Source organism: Streptomyces sp. GbtcB7 (assembly GCF_019091445.1).
In the GTDB taxonomy this organism is placed as follows: Bacteria; Actinomycetota; Actinomycetes; order Streptomycetales; family Streptomycetaceae; genus Streptomyces; species Streptomyces mirabilis.
The window spans coordinates 28,904-47,260 of the sequence record NZ_JAGXJM010000039.1 but is presented as its reverse complement, the minus strand read 5'-3'; the positions used below and the strand labels follow the sequence as shown (position 1 = coordinate 47,260).

General features: G+C 68.1%; 21 protein-coding genes and 2 pseudogenes. 10 read left to right on the top strand and 13 right to left on the bottom strand.

The genetic code is table 11. The features are described 5' to 3' along the window. Positions 1-184 precede the first annotated feature (184 nt). Positions 185-775 (top strand): TetR/AcrR family transcriptional regulator, encoded by a 591-nt coding sequence (locus KVT44_RS44000; protein ID WP_217573632.1) that lies wholly within the window; start codon positions 185-187, stop codon positions 773-775. 211 nt (positions 776-986) lie between these two features. Here the strand turns inward: KVT44_RS44000 and KVT44_RS43995 are convergent, their stop codons facing one another. The 3 genes from KVT44_RS43995 to KVT44_RS43985 all read right to left on the bottom strand — a co-directional run bounded on the left by KVT44_RS43995 (position 987) and on the right by KVT44_RS43985 (position 2,117). Continuing rightward, complete coding sequence (locus KVT44_RS43995; RefSeq protein WP_217573630.1) at positions 987-1,226, bottom strand: hypothetical protein; 240 nt, start codon at positions 1,224-1,226, stop codon at positions 987-989. Further along, entirely contained in the window at positions 1,204-1,554 is a 351-nt protein-coding gene (locus KVT44_RS43990; RefSeq protein WP_190174383.1) for a VOC family protein, read from the bottom strand. The genes KVT44_RS43995 and KVT44_RS43990 overlap by 23 nt, the downstream gene beginning before the upstream one ends. A 173-nt stretch (positions 1,555-1,727) precedes the next feature. Beyond that, entirely contained in the window at positions 1,728-2,117 is a 390-nt protein-coding gene (locus KVT44_RS43985; RefSeq protein ID WP_133257612.1) for a hypothetical protein, read from the bottom strand. 625 nt (positions 2,118-2,742) lie between these two features. Here KVT44_RS43985 and KVT44_RS43980 point away from each other — a divergent pair. From KVT44_RS43980 to KVT44_RS43965, 5 genes and pseudogenes are all read left to right on the top strand, one after another. Then, positions 2,743-2,967 carry a hypothetical protein gene (locus KVT44_RS43980; RefSeq protein WP_217573628.1) on the top strand — a complete coding sequence of 75 codons (225 nt, stop codon included), beginning with the start codon at positions 2,743-2,745 and terminating at the stop codon, positions 2,965-2,967. 36 nt (positions 2,968-3,003) lie between these two features. Next, positions 3,004-3,144: pseudogene (locus KVT44_RS60770) on the top strand (IS5/IS1182 family transposase); the annotation flags it as partial. Between the two features lie 240 nt (positions 3,145-3,384). Further along, a complete protein-coding gene (locus KVT44_RS43975; protein ID WP_217573626.1) occupies positions 3,385-3,870 on the top strand; it encodes a hypothetical protein in 486 nt (161 codons plus the stop codon). A gap of 14 nt (positions 3,871-3,884) precedes the next feature. Continuing rightward, positions 3,885-4,373, top strand: coding sequence for an RICIN domain-containing protein (locus tag KVT44_RS43970; protein WP_217573624.1), 489 nt, complete (start codon positions 3,885-3,887; stop codon positions 4,371-4,373). A 332-nt stretch (positions 4,374-4,705) separates the two neighbouring features. Next, complete coding sequence (locus KVT44_RS43965; RefSeq protein WP_217573706.1) at positions 4,706-5,110, top strand: GNAT family N-acetyltransferase; 405 nt, start codon at positions 4,706-4,708, stop codon at positions 5,108-5,110. Here the strand turns inward: KVT44_RS43965 and KVT44_RS43960 are convergent. The 7 genes and pseudogenes from KVT44_RS43960 to KVT44_RS43935 all read right to left on the bottom strand — a co-directional run. Beyond that, positions 5,012-5,400: pseudogene (locus tag KVT44_RS43960) on the bottom strand (IS5/IS1182 family transposase); the annotation flags it as partial. The gene KVT44_RS43965 and the pseudogene KVT44_RS43960 overlap by 99 nt on opposite strands. 85 nt (positions 5,401-5,485) lie before the next feature. Next, entirely contained in the window at positions 5,486-5,860 is a 375-nt protein-coding gene (locus tag KVT44_RS43955) for a hypothetical protein (protein ID WP_217573622.1), read from the bottom strand. 511 nt (positions 5,861-6,371) lie between these two features. Next, positions 6,372-7,895 carry an APC family permease gene (locus KVT44_RS43950; RefSeq protein WP_308314270.1) on the bottom strand — a complete coding sequence of 508 codons (1,524 nt, stop codon included), beginning with the start codon at positions 7,893-7,895 and terminating at the stop codon, positions 6,372-6,374. A gap of 165 nt (positions 7,896-8,060) precedes the next feature. Continuing rightward, on the bottom strand, positions 8,061-8,279 hold the full coding sequence (locus tag KVT44_RS61200; RefSeq protein ID WP_368857605.1) for an L-histidine N(alpha)-methyltransferase: 219 nt from the start codon (positions 8,277-8,279) through the stop codon (positions 8,061-8,063). Positions 8,280-8,625: 346 nt separating this feature from the next. Then, a complete protein-coding gene (locus KVT44_RS43945; RefSeq protein ID WP_217573620.1) occupies positions 8,626-9,471 on the bottom strand; it encodes an SDR family oxidoreductase in 846 nt (281 codons plus the stop codon). Positions 9,472-9,623: 152 nt separating this feature from the next. After that, positions 9,624-10,388: an SDR family NAD(P)-dependent oxidoreductase gene (locus KVT44_RS43940; protein WP_217573618.1), complete on the bottom strand. Its 765-nt coding sequence runs from the start codon at positions 10,386-10,388 to the stop codon at positions 9,624-9,626. A 191-nt stretch (positions 10,389-10,579) separates the two neighbouring features. Further along, positions 10,580-11,158: an ester cyclase gene (locus tag KVT44_RS43935; RefSeq protein WP_217573616.1), complete on the bottom strand. Its 579-nt coding sequence runs from the start codon at positions 11,156-11,158 to the stop codon at positions 10,580-10,582. A gap of 243 nt (positions 11,159-11,401) precedes the next feature. On the opposite strand from KVT44_RS43935, the gene KVT44_RS43930 reads away from it, so the two are divergent. Continuing rightward, positions 11,402-12,358 carry a helix-turn-helix transcriptional regulator gene (locus tag KVT44_RS43930; protein ID WP_217573614.1) on the top strand — a complete coding sequence of 319 codons (957 nt, stop codon included), beginning with the start codon at positions 11,402-11,404 and terminating at the stop codon, positions 12,356-12,358. Positions 12,359-12,538: 180 nt separating this feature from the next. Then, positions 12,539-13,372 carry a helix-turn-helix transcriptional regulator gene (locus KVT44_RS43925; RefSeq protein ID WP_217573612.1) on the top strand — a complete coding sequence of 278 codons (834 nt, stop codon included), beginning with the start codon at positions 12,539-12,541 and terminating at the stop codon, positions 13,370-13,372. Between the two features lie 55 nt (positions 13,373-13,427). On the opposite strand, the gene KVT44_RS43920 is transcribed toward KVT44_RS43925, so the two are convergent. The 3 genes from KVT44_RS43920 to KVT44_RS43910 form a co-directional block, all read right to left on the bottom strand. Further along, positions 13,428-14,141 carry an SDR family oxidoreductase gene (locus tag KVT44_RS43920; RefSeq protein WP_308314277.1) on the bottom strand — a complete coding sequence of 238 codons (714 nt, stop codon included), beginning with the start codon at positions 14,139-14,141 and terminating at the stop codon, positions 13,428-13,430. Between the two features lie 490 nt (positions 14,142-14,631). Then, complete coding sequence (locus KVT44_RS43915) at positions 14,632-15,777, bottom strand: RNA polymerase sigma factor (RefSeq protein ID WP_217573687.1); 1,146 nt, start codon at positions 15,775-15,777, stop codon at positions 14,632-14,634. A gap of 8 nt (positions 15,778-15,785) precedes the next feature. Continuing rightward, a complete protein-coding gene (locus tag KVT44_RS43910) occupies positions 15,786-16,193 on the bottom strand; it encodes a YciI family protein (RefSeq protein ID WP_217573611.1) in 408 nt (135 codons plus the stop codon). Between the two features lie 488 nt (positions 16,194-16,681). Here KVT44_RS43910 and KVT44_RS43905 point away from each other — a divergent pair, with 488 nt between their 5' ends. After that, positions 16,682-17,290 carry a DJ-1/PfpI family protein gene (locus KVT44_RS43905; RefSeq protein ID WP_217573610.1) on the top strand — a complete coding sequence of 203 codons (609 nt, stop codon included), beginning with the start codon at positions 16,682-16,684 and terminating at the stop codon, positions 17,288-17,290. A gap of 207 nt (positions 17,291-17,497) precedes the next feature. After that, complete coding sequence (locus KVT44_RS43900; RefSeq protein ID WP_217573608.1) at positions 17,498-17,854, top strand: hypothetical protein; 357 nt, start codon at positions 17,498-17,500, stop codon at positions 17,852-17,854. Positions 17,855-18,357 lie beyond the last annotated feature (503 nt).

Here is an 18,357-nt window from a genome sequence, read left to right as displayed (position 1 = left end):
TTCGCTTCTTCGCTTCTTCGCGCTCTTCGGCGAGTGTGCGTCTTTCGTCCGGGCGGAGCCTGTTGGCGGCAGACGGCTTGGGCGCCGGTCCCGGGTCTGCCACAATGCATGAAAACGGAACCTCGCTCCGTAGGAGATACGAGGCACTGTTCCGTTTCGCAAGTCTCATGGAAGGATCGCCGCGGTGAACGACAGCGGTCAGGGCGCGGGAAGTGCAGCGGGATCCCAGCGCAAGGATGCCCGGCGTAATCGACAGACCTTGCTGGATGCGGCCGCCGCAGTCTTCGTCACCTCGGGCGTAGAGGCGCCGGTACGCGACATCGCGGCCAAGGCCGGTGTCGGGATGGGCACGATCTACCGGCACTTCCCGACACGGGCGGACCTGATCATCGCGGTCTACCGCCACCAGGTCGACGCCTGCGCCGAGGCCGGTCCGGTTCTACTGGCGAGCTGCGCCAGTCCGTACGCCGCGCTGGGGCAGTGGATCGACCTCTTCGTCGACTTCCTGGTCACCAAGCACGGACTCGCTGCCGTGCTGCAGCCCGACAACGCCGGTTTCGACACGCTGCACGCCTACTTCCTCGACCGGCTCGTGCCCGTGTGCAACCAACTGCTCGACGCCGCGGCCGGTCGCGGCGAGATCCGCTCCGGCCTTGAGGGCCTTGAGCTGATGCGAGGCGTGGGCAACCTCTGCGTCGGCGCGGACAGCGATCCGCGCTACGACGCACGCCGACTGGTCGGCCTCCTCATCGCCGGACTGCGCCAGCCGCAGTGACGATCGGCAGGGCACCTGACGCAGACTGCCCCGCTCCAGTCGCGATCGGCGCGAAGCGCGAAGTACGAGTCACGAAGCCGGAGTACCAGGAGTCTTCGGCAGCAACGAACCTGCGGTACTGCCGGGAGGTCAGCAGGTCGTTGATTTCCTTGGTACCGGACATGGTCGTCACAGCCAGCCAGCCACCCGTCCCCGTACGGATCGTTGCTCATCAGGCAGGGTCGCGTTCCAGGGACTCGCTCCTGCTGGTGACTTTGCCGCTCACCGGCATGAAGACCGCGCGCAGGGCGCTGACCGACTCCCCGCTCGCCAAAGACTCGCCGATCCCCAAGTGGCTCCCTTGACCGAGGAGTGCGACGGCGGCCGCGTCGATCCGCGCCCACTGCTCGTGGGTGAGGTCGGGAACGAATCCCGAGTGCCGGGATGCCTCACAGGTCGATAGCCCGCTCATGGCGGGGCTCGTACAGGCCCACCTCGCCGCCGCCCGGCAGACGGAACCTGGTCAGCCGCCCCCAACGCGCGTCAGTGACGGGCTGCGTGAACTCCACTCCCTTCGCGGTCAGGCTCTGCACGGTCGCGTCGACGTCGTCGCACATCAGATAGAGCTCCTGTGTCTCCGGGCCGTCCGTGGGATGCACGGCGATCTCGGTCGGCGGAAGCTTGAAGATCAGCCAGCCACCTCCCACGTCGACATGTGGATACTCCAGAACATCCCTGAAGAAGACCCGGTCCGCTTCCGCATCACGGCTGTAGACGATGATGTGCCCACCATTGATCATGCGCCCAGGGTAGGTCCTGACACGGACAGTGCGGCGCTGCGTCGTCACACAGGGTGTGGCGGTTCATTGCCGGTCAATCGTCCGAGCAGAGCCAGTGGCGTGACCGACTGCAACCACCGGAGGCCTCTGGAACGCCGGGGCCCCCGGTATCTTGCCGAGCAGGTCAACAGCCGTCAGTTCACCTTCACGTACCCGGTGCTGAGACGCCCGTATCGGTCTGACCACAAGGCGCCTTCCACGTAACCAGGACCGACCCAAGTCGGCCAGGTGTGGTAGTAGGTGTGCCCAGCCGTCATGGAGATGTCCGGCGACACGAAATCGTCTCCGCCCGGAACCTGCCAGGCCAGATGTCCGTAGATCGGCGCTCCTCCTGTCTTCTCGTAGATCACCTGTATGGCTCCCTGGGCATTGACGGGCGTAATGGCCACGCACAGCCTCCCGTTGCCAAGGTTCACGCACTTGTCCGCCGCTTGTGCCGGACTGGCACCCAGGGCGATCACTCCTCCCAGAGCACTCAGCAGGACGAGGGCACGCCGCATCAGGGCAGATCGCGCAACTTTCACGAGGTTCTCCTTCTACGAGCCGGCTGCGACCCTGCGCTGGGATCTCCGCGGTCACCTCGGAGGAGCCCGAGGCTCGATGAGCTGGTGTCGAGCCGGTTGCCAACGCATTTGAGTCGTGGCTTCATTGGCCCGCCAGTCTGGCGGCCGACGGAATGGGTTACGGGTCGGTTCGGCGAGGTTCGAAGCGTCTGCCGATCGTCAGAGTCGACACGCAGTCGATGTCGCGGCCACCGACGACAAGAACCGCGCTCAAGCTCCGGGACTCGCCGAGCAGTTGGCGACAGCGACAGCGGAAGGTGGTGCCTCATCCTCGGGCTGACGCAAGACCCGGGCGGACAGTCTGCGCGGCAGGCTCGCCGCCCACCACCGACCTGCCCGACCGAGGACGCCGGGCAAGACGCTCTGGGATGTGCCCCGGGGCGCCGCTCAAGAACTGTCCGCCACTCCGCCCCGGACAGCGTGCGGGGTTGAGTCCTGGGGGGCGATGGACCGATTCAGGATGCGGCTTCCTGGCCGTCGTCGGACCGTGGACGCTGGCATGATGATGCTCATGTCCATGTACCGAAAGGCCGATGCCGCGTAAGCGGCCAGCGGCGCTGCGCGCTGAACAGACTCTCCGTGTCGCGTGGGGCTTGCCTCCGGCGACGACGTGCGGCACGCTCTCGACGTGTTCGGTGAGGTCCTGCGGCAGTTGCCCGCCTGGGCCCACGTCGAGTTGGAACGCCGAGTGCGTGCCCTGGACACCAGGTACGTCGAGCGCACGCTGCCGGATCCGTTCGCCGCACATCGGCAATGGCGTCCCGACCTCTGGTGGCGGCGCCGCCTGGCCGGCGGACGAGAGGCTGGATGAGGGGCCTGGCCCAAGCCGCAGTGAAATGATCAATGCGTGGCTGGTGTGATTACGGCGCAACGGCGGCCCTGGAGAGTCCCGCTCACCGCGGGTGCTGATCCCGCGCTGTTCGGCAAGCCGGTGACCGCCCTGCGCCGCGAGGTAGCGGACACGGTCCGCCGAGGCCGGCCATGGAGCAAGCCTGCCCAGCCGGAGCAAAGGCCGTCGTCGGCAACACCACGGTGATCGCTGACGGCGGCTACCGCGGCACTGGCCCGCTGACCCCGAATGAATCGCTCAGGCTTCATGGTGTCCAAGACGAGTTGGCGGAACGCTCCCGTCCCTCGGGTCTGGCGACTGCGGCGTGCTGCCGCGCGCCGACGAGCGATCGCTCGTACGCCGCCGACGGCCCCGGGCACGGAGCGATTCACTCCGGCCGTGGCCCAACTCAGCGATACCTCAATGGATGTATGCCTCGGAGGGATCTACGCGTTGGAGCGCATCATGCGGGTCTCATCGAAGGACCAATGGAGCATCGTCGGAGTGCTGTCGGCCTACATTCCTGTGCATGGCGCCAAGGTGAAGGCCAACTGGTCATGCGGTCTGTTCACGAACGCCACGACGGAAGAAGCGTACTTCCCCCGGCCGGACCTCTCGGACGCCAAGCTTTCGCATGTCTCCATCTACGACGACGGTCTTTCGAACGCCAACCCGTTCCGTTCCGGAACATCGCCCGATGATGTGGGGCTCGACGGGGCGAACTGCACTCAGGCAGTACTGATTGGGGTGGACCTGACGAAGAGCCGGACGGATGTGGGCGCAGGCCGAGGAGGCGGTGGAAGTGTTGGCCGTATGTTCCACGGCAGTTGGGCCCGCCGTGCCAGGGCCAGACCCCGGGGAGTGGCTGGCTCCTCTGTTCCCTGAACCCAGGAGAGCACATGACCTATGCCTTGAAAGCCGCACGGAGAACCGGCGCTGTGGCGCTCGCGCTCGTTTCCGTTCTGTTCCTGTCGACGTCATCCGCTCAAGCCGCCACCTACCAGGAATTGAGGAACGCCCGAACCTTGAAGTGCCTGGCCATCCCCAACTCCAGTCAGGCAAACGGCACCGAGGCAATCCAGTGGACCTGTAACGACGACACCGATCAGCGGTGGGAGCTGCATGAGGTGGGGGACAACCGGGTCCGGATCATCAACCAGAGCAGCGGCAAATGCCTCAACTCCGGTTCCTCGGACGGCAACACCACCTGGCAGTGGACCTGCGACGACACGCCGTCCATAGAAGAACTCTGGATTCATGACAGCATAGACCGCCTGCGCAGCATGAACGCCGACCGTTGCCTCGCCGTACCCAACTCCGACACCACCAACGGCGTCAAGCCGATCTTGTGGCCCTGCAGCCTGAACACCGACCAGCGTTGGAGCTGACCGACGCATCCGTACCGGCGTGGCATGGGTTGCCGTGCCGGACGGCTTCCCTCGGAACAGGCGCATGGCTGGAATCCTCGAGCCTCTCCGACAAACGCGGTGGCGAGATCCTGGCGTGATGTCCCGTTCTCTCATTTCGTCGCTCGCTCCAGTCCGTGCCGGTGGGAGTTCCGGTACGGACTGAACGAGGACGACGGAGTTGGGGGCTCATAGGCTGGTACCGGGTCTCGCCGTTCGTGTCCTACGACGACGCTGTGGCCTTTGGCGCCGAGGGCGGATCGTGTCCTGTCTCGAAGCCGCATCGCTGACGAACCGGGCCTATCTCGCGCGATGTGACCATCTTGGCTGGGGAGTCCTTCCGCTCGGAGCAGTTGACGGACCCCGCGTTGCAGCGGATGGCGGCTGTGACCAGGAAGTACCACTACGACCGTGGCCACTTCGACCAGCACTGGGCAAAGGTGCGCTCGGACGCTTCGGTGCTCTTGCGAACCGTTCTCGCCGGCGGTGTCGTCCCAGGGCACGCCGCCGCCTTCGGGGCGCCCTCGGAGCGTGAGGTCACGTACGTCGTCGGGCGGGCCCATTGGGGTCAGGGTATTGCCACCGCGGCGCTTGCCGAACTGATCAGCATAGAGCCTGCCAGCGAGACTGCGGAGGCAGGCGATACCGAGCATGGCCTGGTGGACACCATCGCCTTTGAGGCGGCAGCCCCGCAACACCTTCCAGTTCTTCAGCAATGAGGCAGGCCCCGCGACAAGCGCGGGGGACACCGGACTCGGCAAACGTCCGGCACTCGCTGCGGCTGCCGGGCAGCGGCCTCCCGACCGCCACCACCAGCCGACCAGCGGCGTCGATGACGACCTGCGGGTTACTCGAGTACCGATGGTTCTTGCCGGAGGCGGTTACGCGGTCCAGGACGCAGTCGGCCGCGGACTTCGATGTCCCAAACGGGGGGCGCCATCACCTGACGCAACGTCAGGTCGGTACGCCAGGATGCGGCCACCAACAGGACTCGGTCAGCCAGACGCATAAAAGAACTGGCCCTTCCCCAGGGGCTGAGCCGCAACGTTGCCCCGCCATAGCAGGACGTTGTGGCGCCGTTCCCAATACAGCCCTTATACCCCGGCGGACAGCCGGCCCGGCAGAAGAGTCAGCGGCCAGAGGGCAAACCACGGCACCCATACCAGGGCGGCGACCAGAGTGGGCACGACAAGAAGGGAAAGGAGGCCCCAGTCGAAGCTGCGGCACAGAGACTCGCCTTGCGTCGGCAGCACTGGGCCGGGGTTCGTCAGAGAAACCGCGTTCTCGAAGTCCCGCTTTCTGCCGCCGAGCCAACTCAAGCGGGTGCAGACGATCACTTCGAACACAGCGTTGACCGCGATCAGGGTGCCGAGGAACAACCAGGCGGCATCGACCTCGGGAATGCCGCGGACGATCAGTACGACGATCCCGTCGATGGCCAGGGCGCACAGCACCTCGACGACTGTCATCAACTCATGGTGGACGTACCTGTACACGCCTCGCCCCCTCCGCACCCGCCTCCCGCCCCACGGCCGGGTGCCACCCCGACTATCCCCGCGGCTCCCACGCCGACGAGGGCCTCCGCTTGCAACACCCCATCCCGTCGGTGGTAATTGGTACCGCGTTCACACGACCCTGGAGGGAGGACGGCAGGGACAGCGCGCAGGCAGCACCACGCTCGACGGCACGGCGTACGGCTGGCCCTGCTCGAGTACCTCGACGAACTCGAGCAGGGCCAGACCCGCCCCGTTTCCGCTCACTTCTTGTGTTCCCGGCAGATCGGCCAGATCTGCCGGAGCAGCTCCATGACGGTTGCCTGCGCCACATCCGCGACCACGGTCAGTACCGTCGTCGTGTCGTACGGCTCTGCCAAGACGGAGTGAGCATCAGTATCAGCGGGTCCAGGCCGGGCAGGGTTACCATCGGGTCGCGGTTCACCACGGCGAGCGCGGCCTGCGACTTCGGCCACCGGCCAGGCGCTCACCCCTGGGTCACTCCTGTGGCAGCCGTCTCCTTGGCCTTGGCGCGGGTCGGTGCGCCGAGTGCCCAGAAGATCACGCCCGTGACGATGAAGACGGCCAGCGGCACCGCCTCCGTCAACAGATAGGTCCAGCGCTCGCTGTAACTCCAGCCGTCCGGCCGGAAGTCCGAGCTGAACCAGTCGAAGGGCGCGCCCGGGACCAGCAGTTGCACCGAGGCGAACAGGATCAGCAGCGTCAGGACGATCGTGATCGGCCAGGCAGCGGGAGCCCGGTAGGCGCGCTCCACCTGCGGGTACTTGCGGCGGAGCACCGGCAGCGCCGGGAAGATGCCGAGGTAGCTGATGAGCGTCGTGGAGACGGCGAGCCCGAGCACGGCGCCGAAGAGCTTGCCCGCGTCACCACCGGTGAGCTGGTGGGCGAGGATCAGTACGCCGGTGGAGAGCACTCCGCTGAGCAGGTTGACCCGGACCGGCGTGCCGAACCGTTCGGAGATCACACCCAGGCCGCGCGGCGCGGCGCCGTCGTACCCGGAGACCGCCAGCGCACGGTCCGATCCCATGATCCAGGTGACGCCCGAGGAGAGCACAGTCAGGATGAACATCACTGCGGCCAGATCGCCCAGCACGGTCCCGGCCCCGCTGAGGGTGACCGTGCCGTCGGAGGCGACGTGGCCGCCGTAGACGGTGAAAACCTGGCGGATGGCGTCGAGGAAGCCGCCGAGACCGGTGATGGCCTTGACCGGGAGGACCAGCAGGATGCCGAGAATCGGCAGGCCGTACAGCAGCACGCCGAGCCCGGCGGCGCGGAAGATGCCGTACGGGACGTCCTTCTGCGCGTCGGTCATCTCGTCGCCCGCGGTGTTGGGCAATTCGAAGCCGACGTAGTTGAACATCAGGACCGGGACCAGGCCGACGAAGCCGGCATACGTTGGGGAGAAGTCGCCGAAGCCGAAGCCGTGCAGGCCGTGCTTGAAGGCGTAGATGACCACAGTGAGTGTGAACAGGCCGAGCAGCACGAAGCGGGACCACGCCCCGGCGGTGGGGATCCACTTGCCGACATCGAAGGAGAGGATCGCCGCGAGCACGCCCACCCATATGAATAGCAGGGTGAAGACGTAGAAGGCGGGGGTGCTCAGATCCTTGCCGTCATTGAAGAAGGTGGTGAACGCGGCGACCGCCGAGACGGAGAGAGTGCCGCCGAGCCAGACCGGATTGGTCACCCAGTAGAGGAAGTTGTTGACCGCTCCGGCCAGCCGCCCGAAGGCCCGGCTGGTCCAGATGTACGGGCCGCCCTCCTCGGCGAAGGCCGTGCCCAGTTCCGCGGTGAGCAGCGCTGACGGGACGAAAAAGATGACGGCCAGCACGATCAGCCAGGTGAACGCCTCCGCTCCGGAAGAGGCCACCGTACCGATGGTGTCGAGGCCGACGAGGGTGCAGACCAGGAAGAACAGGATGTCGAAGCGGCCGAAGTGTTTGCGGAGTTTGTTCCGTTCGGACTCCGCTGCGAGAGTGGTGGTATCCACCTCGATTTTGGACAGACCAGCGGACACCCGTGCCTCCTGCTGATAAGCGTCGTTATGTTCGGCACATGGTGTGTCGGTGATCCGACGGGCGACAAGGGTTGAATCCCATTCTTGACCAAATCCCAAGTTCGGCACACCGCCGGAAACACCGTCGAAATGTAGTCGCTACGTTGCGGGGAAAGTCAGTGACAGTGTGAAGCGCCTGCCCGAATTGTTCCGACGGCGTCCGCGCGCGAACCCGGCGGCTGTCGACTCCACGTGGATGCCGTCCTGGCGGTATTTCGTGGAGATCTCGGTGCGCAGTGCCTCGACCGAGGCGAAGTCGACAGTCGGATCGGGCGCGGGGTTTTGGGCTTTTGGGGCGGAATTGGCGTTTATCCGCATTACGCCCACTCTTGCTGACGGTCCCAGAGCGCGACGTCATCACCTCGTCCGCCGACACCGGTTCGGTGACGCCGAAGCGGCGGTGTGCTGCTAATGCCGTCACTGTTGTGTGCGAACACCGGCCACGAGGCAACGCCTCCGTCGCCGCTGCGGCGACGGAGGCGTGATCGACGTACTGATCAACAACGCCGACGTGCACGGTCCGCATGGCGATCCCAGTGAGCCCGCCTGACCGTCCCGGACGCTCTCGGCGTCTTCGATGGCGACCTCTTCGATGCCAACCTCTTCGGTGGGGTCCGGACGGCCGAGACTATCGAGGCGTCGGCGGCACCATCCGTGCCCCCTTTCAGGCGGTGGTGTCGTCGTATGCCAGGTTGCCGCCCAGTTCGCGCGAAGCCTGGGCCTGGGCGAGGAGTTCCTTGGCCTTGGCCTCGACGCCTTCGATGGCGTCCGCGCCGGCGACGAAACGCAGCAGCGGCTTGTCCTGGTCGGCGATGGCGAGCAGGGCGCGGGCGAGCTTGGCGGGGTCGCCGGTCTGTCGGCCGTTCATGTTCTTCCAGGCCGCGACGGTGGCGGTGGTGCGCTTGGCGTAGTCGTCGATGGTCGGCTCGGGCCAGGTGGTGGAGGCATCCACGAGCAGCTCGGTGCGGAAGAAGCCGGGCTCCACGACCGTGGTGCGGATGCCGTAGGGCTCGACGTCGTAGCGCAGCGACTCCATCCAGCCCTCCACGCCGAACTTGGAGGAGGCATACGCGACGCAGAACTCCTGGCCGATCAGACCGGCGGAGGAGGAGAGCGTGATGATGTGGCCGGCGCGCTGCTTCCGTAGAACGGGCAGGACAGCGCGGGTGACGTTCATCGGGCCGAAGAGGTTGGTCTCGATCTGTCGGCGCATCTGTGCGGGCGTGATCTCCTCGAAGTAGCCGGCGAAGAAGTTGCCGGCATTGTTGACCAGGACGTCTATGCGGCCGAAGCGGTCGACGGCGGCCTGGGCGGCGGCCTCTGCGTCCTCCAGGCTGGTGACGTCCAGCTTGGTGACCAGCAGGTTGTCCTGCGGTCCGCCCACGCTCTTCTCGACTTCTTCGGGGCGGCGGCCGGTGGCGACGACCTGGTGGCCGGCGGCGAGGGCTTCGCGGACGATGTCCGTGCCCAGACCGCGTCCGGCGCCGGTGACGAGAATGACCTTGCTCATGAGGGGTTCCTTTCAGGTGCCGTGGTGCGGCACTCGGTGTCGTGGTGCGGCACCGGTGTCATGCGGTGATGACGCGTGGTGTCCGTCCCGGCGGTCGGCCGGGCGGTGGATGGGGGAGGGGAGGGGAGGGGGGCCGACGCGGCCGTATGGGGTCAGGCTTGGTCGGTGGGCATGATCCACAGTTCGCCGATGGAGGCGTGGCGGGGCCGGGTGATCATGTAGGCGACACCGTCGGCGATGTCGTCGGGGGTGAGGACCTCGGTCGTCTCGTAGAAGGGGGTGATCATCGCGCCCTGGATCTCGGGCTTGTTGTGCGAGCCCAGTTCGGTGTCCACGCCGCCCGGCTCCAGGACGCCGACGCGGACGTGCCGCTGGGTGACCTCCTGGCGCAGGGACTCGGTGAAGCCGTTCACGCCGAACTTGGTGAGGTTGTAGACGCCGTAGCCGTTCCAGGCGACGCGGCCGGCGATCGAGCTGATGTTGACGATGTCGGCGACCTTGCGGGGGCCGGCCTCGGCGGCCTTGAGCAGGTGTGGGAGAGCGGCGTGGGTGGTGTGGAGCAGGCCTTGGACGTTGACGGCGAGCATGCGCTCCCACTCGTCGACGTCCGCGCCGACGACGGGGCCCAGGAGCATCAGGCCGGCGTTGTTGACCAGGGTGTCGAGCCGTCCGAAGTGCTCGACAGCATGCTGTACGGCCGCCCCGGCCTGGATGCGGTCGGTGATGTCGGCTTCCACCACCAGGGCGGTGCCGCCCGCCTTCTCGATCTCGGCGGCGACGTCGTCCAGACGGTCCTTGCGGCGGGCGACAAGGGCGACGGAGGCGCCGTCCTCGGCGAGTCGGCGGGCGGTGGCCGCGCCGATGCCGCTGCTCGCGCCGGTGACGAGCGCGACGGTGCCGGTCAGTTTCGATGGCATGGGGGTGTCCTGTTCTTCCTTCTTTGGTTCTCTGGATGCGCGGTGCGAGGTGCGAGGTGTGGGTGGCGGCGGGCGGCGGACCCGTCCGTGCCGAGGGGCGAGGCGAACGCCGGTCACCGCATGGACGCGGCGGCCGGTGCGGCGAGGGAGGGGGAGCGGGCGCAGGGGATGCCGGGTGAAGCGGGGCGCTGCTACGCGGCCGGTACGGCGCCCATCTGCTGGAGGATGCTCAGCATGTCGAGCTGGGCGCGCTCGTCGACGATCTTGCCGTGGACCAGGCGGTAGAACGCCATGCTCTCCGCGCGGATGGCCCTGCCCGTCGCCTCGACGCCGGCGAACGGTCCCTTGTGGGTGCCCGTCATGGTGTAGCGGACGGCCACGGTGTCGCCCTCGGCGCGCATGTCCTCCACCGTCCACTTGAGGTCGGGGAATGCCTTCATGTTCGCGGCGACGATGCCGAGATACGTGTCCCGACCCTGCTGCGTCCGGCCGCCGAAGTGCATGACGATGTCCGGGCTGATGAACTTCCTCGCCAGTGCCGGGTCACCGGTGGGCAGGAACTCACTGGTGAAGCGCTCCATGACGCGCTTGTTCATTCGGGCGGTCCCGTGGTTCCACGAGAAGGAATCCGCGGCGGCGCGCGACGTCGACCCGGAGTCGGTGGTGCCTCCCGTCGTGCCGGCCGCGTCCGCAGCACCCGCTCCGAAGGCCGAGAGGGTGAGCGCTGCCAGCGTCGTGAGTACGACGGCCGGCTTGGTGAGTCGACGCATTGTTCGTCCTTCTGATTCTGTTCCGGAGGATCGTGTTGCTGTTGCGGAGAATCGCGGCGCGGACGGCTCCGCAGAGAGGCCGGCGACGGGCGGCAGATGCGCCGCTTCATCCGGGCGATTCACACCACCGTGGGTGGTGCACCATCTACGGAACCGGTTGTCACGGGACGGCGGGAGACCCTGATGAGAGGGGGTACTGACAGGGACCCCCAGCCATGCGGAAGCGCTCGTAGAGTGGAGCCCATGGCCGGCAGAAACGTCCCTTATGACACCAATCGCGATATCCGTGGCGATTTCCGCGCGGAGATCCGAGAATTCCTGATATCGCGACGGGCCAGGGTCACCCCGGAGCAGGTCGGACTGCCCGTGTACGGAGACCGCCGACGGGTCACCGGGCTGCGCCGCGAGGAGGTCGCCCTCCTCGCGGGCATCTCGAGCGAGTACTACACCCGCCTGGAGCGCGGCAACGCCACCGGCGTCTCCGAAAGTGTCATCGACGGCATCGCGCGAGTGCTGCGGCTCGACGAGGCCGAGCGAACCCACCTGCTGGACCTCCTGCGCGGCGCCAACACGACCCGTCCGCCGCGCCGCCGCCCGGCCCAGCAGCGCGTCCGCCCCACGGTGCGGCGTGTCCTCGACTCGATGCTCGGCACGCCCGCGTTCGTACTCAGCGGACGCCTGGACATCCTGGCCGCCAACCATCTCGGGCGCGCGCTGTTCTCGCCGGTCTACGCCGACCCGGTGCGGCCGCCCAACAACGCCAGGTTCGTCTTCCTCGACCCCGGCGCCACCGAGTTCTTCCGCGACTGGGACAAGGTCGCAGGTGACACGGTCGCCATGCTGCGCGCCGAGGTGGGCCGCGATCCCTACGACCGGCGACTGTCGGACCTGATCGGGGAGCTGTCCACCCGCAGTGAGGAGTTCCGTCGCCGCTGGGCCGCCCACAACGTCCGGATCCACACCTCAGGGATGAAGCTCCTCCATCACCCGGTCGTCGGGGACCTCGACCTGCCCTTCGAGGCCTTCCCGCTGGGGACCGACGCCGGCCAGAGCCTTCTCGCGTACACCGCCGAGCCCGGGTCATCTTCGCACGAGGCCCTGAACATGTTGGCCAGCTGGGCCGCGGCCGACGACGACATCGAGCGGTCCGCGCCGGCCAACGACTCCGAGCCGACCGAGTCGGCCGAGACACCTGATTGATCGACGGTCCGGGCGTGTCGGTCCGCGGGAGCCGTCAACGCCTTCGGCCGCCCGCGCAGCATGGATCGACCGAGCGGCCCGTCACCAACAGGAATCTCCTTGCGTCTGCGCCTGCGTGTCGTCGCCTCGGCACGGCCGCTCACAAGTGCGGGCAGCCGTCCGCGCGGTACTGTCGGTCACATGCGGAACGCGCCTGCCAACGCCCTCGGCGACTTCCTGCCCGCCGGCCGTTCCCGCCTGGAACCGTCCGACGTCGGGCTGCCCGTCGGCGGTGGCACCCGCCGCGTGAAGGGCCTGCGCCGGGAAGAGGTCGCCGTACTGGCGGGCCTGAGCGCCGACTACTACATCCGCCTGGAACAGGGCCGCGAAACCAACCCCTCACCCCAGGTCGTCGACGCGCTCGGCAGCGCACTGCGCCTGGGCGCCGATGCGCGTACTCACCTGTTCCGCCTCGCCGACATCAACCCCCGCACGAAGGCCGACAGCTCCCGCGACCAAGTACACCCCGACCTGCTGCGGTTGCTCGACGCCTTCCCGACGGCCGCGGCCTACGTCATGGGTCCCGCGTTCGACATCCTCGCCACCAACGCCATCGCCGACGCCCTCCTGTCCCCCTTCAAAGGGGAGACCAGCATGCCGCGGATCCTGTTCACCCACCCGCGGGCCCGCGAGGTCTTCCCCGACTGGCAGTTGGTCACCAGCGCGACCGTGTACGCGCTGCACCTGAATGCGGCCCGGTTCAGCGACGCCCCCGAGATCGGCGACCTGACCCAGGAACTGCTGGAGGCGTCGGAGGAGTTCCGGACCCTGTGGAACGACCAGACCGTCGCGGCCCTCACCCGCGCCTACAAGGTGTTCGTCCACCCCGAGGTCGGCCGCATCGAGCTGACCTACCAGAGCTTCGACGTGCACGACGCGCCCGGCCAGGAGCTGCTGGTGGGCTCGGCGGAGCCGGGAAGCCGCAGCGCGGAGGCCCTGACGTACCTTGCGTCCATGGCCGCTTCCCGCTGCTGACGCGCGTCCCGGGGACATGGGCCCGCGCGTCAGCACGACGAGCTGCAGGGCAGAGTCAGTTCTGGGCCGTGGGACGGACGATGATCTCGTTCACGTCGACGCCCGAGGGCTGGGCGATCGCGTAGCCGATGGCCTCGGCGACTGCCGAGGCGGGCAGCCCGATCAGCTCGGTGGCACTACGGGCCGCGCCCTGCGCCTGAGCGTCACCACCCTTGTCGGCCAGCTCGGAGCGGGTGAAGCCGGGGCTGACGACCGTGACCCGGATGTCGGAGTTCTCCTGCCGCAACCCCTCGGACAGGGCCCGCACGGCGTACTTGGTCGCGCAGTACACCGCGGCCGTGGGGTCGACCCGGTGGGCGGCGGTGGACGCGATGTTGACGACGTGCCCAGACCGGTGCTCCAGCATCGACGGCAGCACGGCCGCGATGCCATGGAGCACACCCCGCAGATTTACGTCGATCATCTGGTCCCACTCCGCGACGCGTAGGGCTGCCAGCGGTGCCAGCGGCATCACTCCCGCGTTGTTGACCAGCACGTCGATGCGGCCGTGACGGTCCAGCGCCCCCTCGGCGAAGGCATGGACGCCGGCCGGGTCGGTGACGTCCAGTTCGGCGTACTCGGCGCTGTGCCCGGCCGCGCTCAGCTCCTTGGTCAGCAGTGCGAGGCGGTCGGTGCGCCGGGCCCCGAGGACGACGTGGTGGCCGGCCGCGGCCAGGTGGCGGGCAGTCGCCTCGCCGATGCCGCTGGACGCTCCTGTCACGAGGACGATCGTGCGGTCGGACGGGATGGAAGCGTGGTCACAGGATTCTCCGGAGTGGGCTGAAGCTCGGTATCGGCGATCGCCGACAACCCGAGTCTTCGCCCACGCAAAGCCGGCAAGAAGGCCCCACCGAGGTGGGTGCCGCACACCCTCCTTCGCATTACGTGGGTAGGCCAACGCCTACCTGCCACGCGGGCGAGCCCACGACGGACGGTCCCACTGGTTAGTACGAAGGGGAGTCGGTAAGGAACCGACTCTAGAGAAAGAGACTCGCTGTCCGGCTGATGCACGCGCCCGGCAAAAGTGGGCGAGGACAATGGTGGCCAGCCCAAGCGGGTCGGGTGTGTGCCGGCGCCCTCGGATGCTCCAGCAGCCTCAACCTTGGCTTCCCCGCCGGCAACGCGTCGTGCAGCTGGGCTCGACCACCTACCCACATTGAGGGCGCCCGCTCAGGCCACGGGGCCGCGCCAAGTGCTGCGGGCAAATCCGAAAGCGACCGTCAGCGACCCCCGCGGGCGTTGAGCCGAGCGGCCTGGCGCGTCAGGTGGTCGCGTTCGGCGAAGTTGGGTGCCTTTTGGGCAGCCTCGGTGTACAGCTGTGCCGCCGTGGTCAGGTCGCCGTCCCGCTCGTGGAGGTAGGCCGCCACCGCGGTGTGGCGGGGCAGTGTGTCGTCCAGTGCCGCTAGCGCGGCCAGGCCGGCGCGCGGTCCGTCGGCCTCGCCGACGGCCACCGCGCGGTTGAGCCGGACGACCGGGCTGTCGGTCAGGCGCGCGAGCTCGTCGTACCACTCGACGATCTGCACCCAGTCAGTCTCCTGGGCGGTGCGCGCGTCGGCGTGGAGTGCCGCGATGGCGGCCTGGGCCTGGAACTCGCCCAGCCGGTCGCGGGCGAGGGCCGCCTGCAGGATCTCGACGCCCTCGGCGATCGACTCGGTGTCCCACCGGCCGCGGTCCTGCTCGGCGAGCGTCACCAGGCTGCCGTCGGGCGCGGTCCGGGCGGCGCGCCGGGCGTGGTGGAGCAGCATGAGGGCGAGCAGCCCCGCCACCTCGGGGTGGTCGATCGCGGCCGCGAGCTGCCGGGTGAGCCGGATGGCCTCGGCGGCGAGGTCGACGTCGCCGGAGTAGCCCTCGTTGAAGACCAAGTAGAGGACGCGCAACACGGTGGCGACGTCGCCGGGCTGGTCGAACCGCACGCCGGAGACAGTGCGCTTGGCCCGGCTGATGCGCTGCGCCATGGTCGCCTCGGGCACAAGGTAGGCCTGGGCGATCTGGCGGGTGGTCAGCCCGCCGACGGCTCGCAGGGTGAGCGCGACCGCGGACGACGGCGTCAGCGACGGGTGGGCGCACAGGAAGTAGAGCTGAAGCGTGTCGTCCACCGAGGGCGCGGGCCCGGGCGCCGGCTCCTCGTCGACGCGGTCCTCGCGCCGGCGGCGGGCGGCGTCCGCCCGGGTCGCGTCGAGGAACCGGCGCCAAGCCACGGTGACCAGCCAGCCCTTCGGGTCCCGCGGCGGGTCGGCCGGCCAGACGCGGACCGCCTCGACCAGCGCGTCCTGCACGGCGTCCTCGGCCGCCGCGAAGTCGGCTCCGCGGCGGACGAGGATGCCGAGCACGCTCGGCGTGAGGCTCCGGAGGAGGACCTCGTTCACGTCGACGATCATTCTGTGATGGTGGGATGCACGCCCAGGAACGGACGCAGCTCCAACCACTCGTGGATCGGCTTCCCGCCCGCCCCAGGGGCCGCCGACAGTTCCCCGGCCAGCTCCACGGCGCGCTCGTAGCTGTCGACGTCGATCACCATCCAGCCGGCGATGAGGTCCTTGGTCTCGGCGAACGGGCCGTCGGTGACCGGCGGGCGCCCCTCGCCGTCATACCGGACCCACGTCCCCTCGGGCGAGAGCGCCTGACCGTCGACGAACTCGCCGGTCTTCTCGAGCCGGGCCGCGAAGTCGTTCATGTACTGCACGTGGGCCGAGATCTCCTCCGGCGCCCACTGGTCCATGGGCACGTCGTTGACCGCCGCCGGAGCGCCGCGGTAGTGCTTGAGCAGCAAGTACTTGGCCATCGTGTTTCTCCTCGGTGCTGGTCCGACCCATTGTGGTCGCGTTCATTACGGGGACGGAGCCAGCCACGGGTTCTCGACATCGCCGTCCGATTCTTTTTTGGCTCTCGTAGATGAGCCTGGGGCAGATGCGCCTGGGGGAGCCGACTCGCGATGTCCGGGTCCATCGCGACGGTTCGCCGATCGGGGCTAGGGCCTGTCCGGCGGATCATGCCGCAGACGCGGGGCTTGGCACGCCCTCCCTCGAGCTCTTCGAGCAGGGGGGTGCCCCCAGCGGCTGAGCCTGGAGAGCCTTGGGACGTCGGCGGGTCGGCGGGACGAGTAAGTACGGTGCTCAGGCTCGGAGCTCGGAGCTCGGAGCTCGGAGCTCGGAGCTCGGAGCTCGAAGCGCGGAGCGGCGGTAGGCATGCCACTAGCCGCTGATTGGCCCTCGCTCCGGAACGGCGCGCCAGCGAGACTGGGGATCTGATGCCGTACTTGAAGGAGTTGTGATGCAGGTAGCCGTGGTCACCTTCGACGGGTTCAACGAGCTCGACAGCTTCATCGCTTCCGCGCTGATCAACCGGTGCCGTAAGGACGGCTTGGAAGCCTTCATCACGACGCCGACGCCGGTGGTCACGTCGATGAATGGCGTCGAGGTGACCGGGCAGCGCCCGATGGAGTTCGTGACCGAAGCCGACGTCGTGCTGATCGGCAGCGGAGTGAAGACGCGAGACGTGGTCGCCGACGACCGGCTGATCTCCAGGCTGCCGCTCGACCCTTCGCGACAGCTGATCGGTTCACAGTGCTCCGGCGCACTGGTCCTTGCGCGGCTCGGTCTGCTGGGTGGCATGCCGGCTTGCACGGACATGACGAGCCGGCCCTTTGTCGAGGCCTTCGACGTCACCGTGCTGGACGCGCCGTTTCACGCCGAGGGGAACATCGCTACAGCGGGCGGCTGTCTGGCGTCCCAGTATCTCGCCACGTGGGTGATCACCCGGATGCTCGGGGAGGACGCCGCGCGCGACGTCATCGGGTACGTGGCTCCGGTCGGCGAAGACCAGGAGACTGTCGCGCGCGCCATGCGTGCCGTCCACGCGGGAGAGGTCGTACTGGGCTGACGCCCCGCGAGCGGTCCTGCGCGGCCGCCTGCGGTCACGGCGACGACTCCTGAGCGGCCTGTCTTCACGGGTATCTCCCGTCGGCATGTGGCCGAGTTGACCGAGCAGCCGACCGACTCGTGGTGGGCTCAGCGGAGATGTGCACTGCGGGAGCGTCGGGTGCGTGATCGGGGACGTGCGGCTGGTACCGGACCGAACCACGATCTGGTGAGCGTCGACCGGGTAGTCGTGACACTCGTCGTGCTGCGCTTCCGGTTGCCGCATCAGGCGCTGACCGAGCTGCACGACACGAGCCGGTCTGCGGCTGCGTACATGGGAGGACTGTTCGCGTACGCCGAGACCTACGACAGCAGCCGCCGCCGATCCCAGCGGTGGATCACGGTGGAACACGCCATCGCCGAGCCGAGGCAGCGGCGGTCGCTGCAAGGCTGGCTCGGCCGTCAGGAATCCCTGCCCGAGGTCGTGGCCGCGACGGGCGGCCTGCTCTCGGACCGGGCCGCTCGGCATGCCATCCTCCGCAGGCCCAGCACCGCACTCGTCCTTGCCGGACCGGCGGCCCGCTGACGCTTGGAACCAATTCGTCAGGGCGAACACACCGCAAGCTCAATCTCAGAAACACTCAAGACTCTGAGCCGCGATTGCACCGTCTTACGAGAATGAGCAAGCTCGTGCGCAGGTCTGACGAGACCATGTTCCGGCGAGCACTCGCCGCGGGGCCGAACGGCTCGGCGTCGTGGCCTTCGCGCCCCGGCCCCACCGCGGTGATCGAGCAACTCGAAGCGCTGACAGCCGAGTTCGGTATGTCGACTCCGGGGCCGCCACGGTGTTGGGCGAGAGACTGCTCGGGCCACGATGCCCAGCCCGGCGCCGTCGGGTACCGCGGTCGCCGCGAGGGACGTTCAGGCGGGCGGACGGCAAGCGCAGGGTGGAGCTGGAACGGTGCTGCCGGGCGGGTAGATGAGCACAGGAAGCCCCTGGTGGAGACTGATTTCTGGGTGGAAAACCCATCTAGGGGGTTTTCTGCCCCTGTCAGCTCAACTGGCAAGCTCACGCTGGAGGTTACGCAC